The sequence below is a fragment of the Mycobacterium sp. genome, assembly GCF_049281135.1.
Lineage (GTDB): Bacteria > Actinomycetota > Actinomycetes > Mycobacteriales > Mycobacteriaceae > Mycobacterium.
In genome coordinates this window covers 1-2981 of sequence record NZ_JBAPRN010000534.1, presented here as the reverse complement: position 1 = coordinate 2981, position 2981 = coordinate 1, and the positions used below count along the sequence as shown (strand labels likewise).

3 protein-coding genes are annotated in these 2981 nt (G+C 68.1%); all 3 read right to left on the bottom strand.

Translation table 11 applies throughout. The features are described 5' to 3' along the window. Positions 1 to 608 (bottom strand): TIGR03619 family F420-dependent LLM class oxidoreductase (locus tag WAN02_RS21015; protein ID WP_422266148.1); only part of this gene is annotated, 608 nt, incomplete at its 3' end. Next, positions 605 to 1216: a PaaI family thioesterase gene (locus tag WAN02_RS21010; RefSeq protein ID WP_422266149.1), complete on the bottom strand. Its 612-nt coding sequence runs from the start codon at positions 1214 to 1216 to the stop codon at positions 605 to 607. The genes WAN02_RS21010 and WAN02_RS21015, both read right to left, overlap by 4 nt. Positions 1217 to 1340: 124 nt before the next feature. Further along, the coding region (locus WAN02_RS21005) for a bifunctional [glutamine synthetase] adenylyltransferase/[glutamine synthetase]-adenylyl-L-tyrosine phosphorylase (RefSeq protein ID WP_422266147.1) at positions 1341 to 2981 on the bottom strand (1641 nt) is incomplete at its 5' end.

Genomic DNA, 2981 nt, shown 5'->3' with positions numbered 1-2981 from the left:
GTCTTGATCAGGTCGCCGATCCAACCGTCGTACCGCGCCGCGCGGCGCAAAGCGATCTCGCTGAGGCCGCCGACGTAGATCGGTATCCGCGGCGGCGTCGGTTGCATCTCCAGCTTCGGAGTTCGATAGAACTCGCCGTCGAATTCCGTCCAGTCCGGCGACCACAGCGTCCGCATCAGGTCGAGCATCTCGTCGGTGCGTCTGCCCCGGGCGGAGAAGCGTTGCTCCATCAGGTCGAACTCTTCTTCACACCAGCCGACGCCGACACCGAGCTCGATGCGCCCGTCGGCGAGATATGCCGCGGTGCCAATGGCTTTGGCCGCCGAATAGGGATTCCGCATGGCCGGGATGTAGACCGTGGTGACGAACCGCAGCCGCGTGGTGACCTGCGCGAGCGCGCCGGCCAGCACCCACGGGTCGGGCCATTCGGTGAACGCTTGCCAGCGCCGCTGCCCGTCCTTGGTGTAGGGGTACGGGGTTTTCAATGTCTCCAGATTGACGATGTGATCGGGGATCCCGATGCCGTCATAACCGAGGTCGTCGGCGGCCTTGGCGATCTCGACGATCTCGCGAGTGTTGAGAAATGCGCTGCTGACGTAGAACTTCATTCGGCGTCCCGCGCCCACGATGGCTTGATGAAGATACCTTCGGCTTCGACGGTGATTCCTTCGGCGCCGGAAAGATGCCCCGATACAAAGGATTTGACACCTTCGGTGCGCTCGACGGCGGCGTCGGCGCGAAGCTTGCCCAACGGTGTGCCACGCACGAACCGAACCGTGAGGGTTCCGGTGAACAGCGGCTTGGTCAGGCCCGCGCTGGCGGCCTCGCCCAGCACATGATCGAGCACCAGCGCGCAGACCCCTCCGTGCACCTGCCCGGGCGGGCCCTCGTAAGCGGAGTTGAGAGTGAACTCGCTCCAGCACCGGGTGCCGTCATCGTCGTGATGAATGGTCAGCGGCGGGGCGATCGCGTTGCGCAGTCCGATCACGGCGTTGCCCCACACCACCGGGCGTCCCCCGACCGCGTGGCGCACCAGCTGCGACCTGTCCCGTTGCCTGCTCCGCAGCACATCGTTGGCCGCTCGGATCGCCGTTCTGGCCGCATCGACTGAGTCTGGGTCTGCGTCGGTGCGCAGAGCCAGCCGGATCAGTTCGCGCACATCGTCGGTCAGCGGACCGTAGAGCGCCGCGAGCCGATCGTGTTCGTCGGCGCTCATCACCTCGTAGGGGATCTTCGCGTACAACCCCGCCTCCTCACGCTACTGGCGGGCCTGCGTCAGCAGCCGACCGTTGCTTCCTTACTAACACCGAGTCGTTCGGCGCACCGCGGCCGGGGCTGGCTTATTCGTCGAAGATCTTGTGCACGACGGCTTTTGCGCGCCGAGTCACCCGCAGGTAGTTGTCCAGGAACTCGCCGCCGTCCCCGTTCTTCGCCCAGCCGGCCGCGACGGCGACGGTGTTGAGCAGGCGGCCGGGTCCGGGCAATTGGTCAGTGGGCTTGCCGCGAACGAGCACCAGCGCGTTGCGGGCCCGCGTTGCGGTCAGCCATGCCTCCCGCAACAGGGCCGCGTCTTCGGTGGTGATCAGCGCGGCGTCGACGGCGGCGTCCAGGCTCTCCAACGTCGAGGTGTTGTGCAGCGCAGCGATCTCGCTGGCGTAGCGCAATTGGAGCAGCTGCACGGTCCACTCGATGTCGGCCAGTCCCCCGCGCCCCAGCTTGGTGTGGGTTTTCGGGTCGGCGCCGCGCGGGAGCCGCTCGGAGTCGACGCGCGCCTTCATCCGCCGGATCTCGAGGACCGCCTCCGCCGACACCCCACCGGTGGGGTAACGCGTCGTGTCGGCCATGTGCAAGAACCGCTGACCCAGATCCGCATCACCGGCCACCGCGTCGGCCCGCAGTAGCGCCTGAATCTCCCACGGCTGGGCCCACTGCTCGTAGTAAGCGGCATACGACGCGAGCGTGCGGACCAGCGGACCACTGCGACCCTCGGGCCGCAGATTGGCGTCGACCTCCAACGGCGGGTCGGCGCTGGGGGTCCCCAACAGCGCGCGAATCTGCTCAGCCACGCTGACCGCCCACCGCACCGCGTCGGAATCCTGCACACCGTCGGTCGGCTCGCAGACGAACAGCACGTCGGCGTCGGATCCGTAGCCCAGCTCGCGGCCGCCGAGCCGACCCATCCCGATGACGGCGATGGCGGCCGGCGCGTCGCCGCTTTCCGGAAGGTTGGCCCGAATCACCGCCTCCAGGGCGGCCTGCAAAACGGCGACCCACACCGCGGTGAGCGCGGCACACACGTCGGTGACGTCGAGCATGCCCAGCAGATCGGCCGAGGCAATGCGGGCCAGCTCACGGCGGCGCAGCGAACGCGCAATCGCGATGGCCCGAACCGGATCGCTTTGCCGGCCCGCCGAGGCCACCAGCGCACCGGCCACCGCGTCCGGGTCGACCTCGAGCAGCTTGGGGCCCGACGCCCCGTCGCTGTAGTTCTGGACGACTTCCGGGGCGCGCATCAAGAGTTCGGGCACATACGCCGACGTTCCGAGCACGTGCATCAGTCGCTTGGCGACCGACGGCTTGTCGCGCAGCGTGGACAGATACCAACGGTGGGCGACCATCACCTCGCTGATCCGGCGGTAGGCCAGCAGACCGCCCCCCGGATCGGGGGTATCGGAGAGCCAATCGAGCAGTCGGGGCAGCAGCACCGCCTGCACCCGGCCCCGACGGCCGCTCTGGTTGATCAATGCGGACAGGTGGCTCAGCGCGCTGTGCGGAGCCTCGTAGCCGAGTGCGGCCAGCTGGCGCTCCGCTGCCGCCGGCGTCATCCCCTGGGAGAACTCCAGGCCTTCTGGCGCAAGCGATTCCAGCAGCGGCTGGTAGAACAGCTTGGCGTGGAGTCGCGACACCCGCAGCGCGTGGCGCCGGAGTTCTTCGCGCAGCACTCCGAGCGCGTCGTGACTTCCGTCGGGCCGGATATGTGC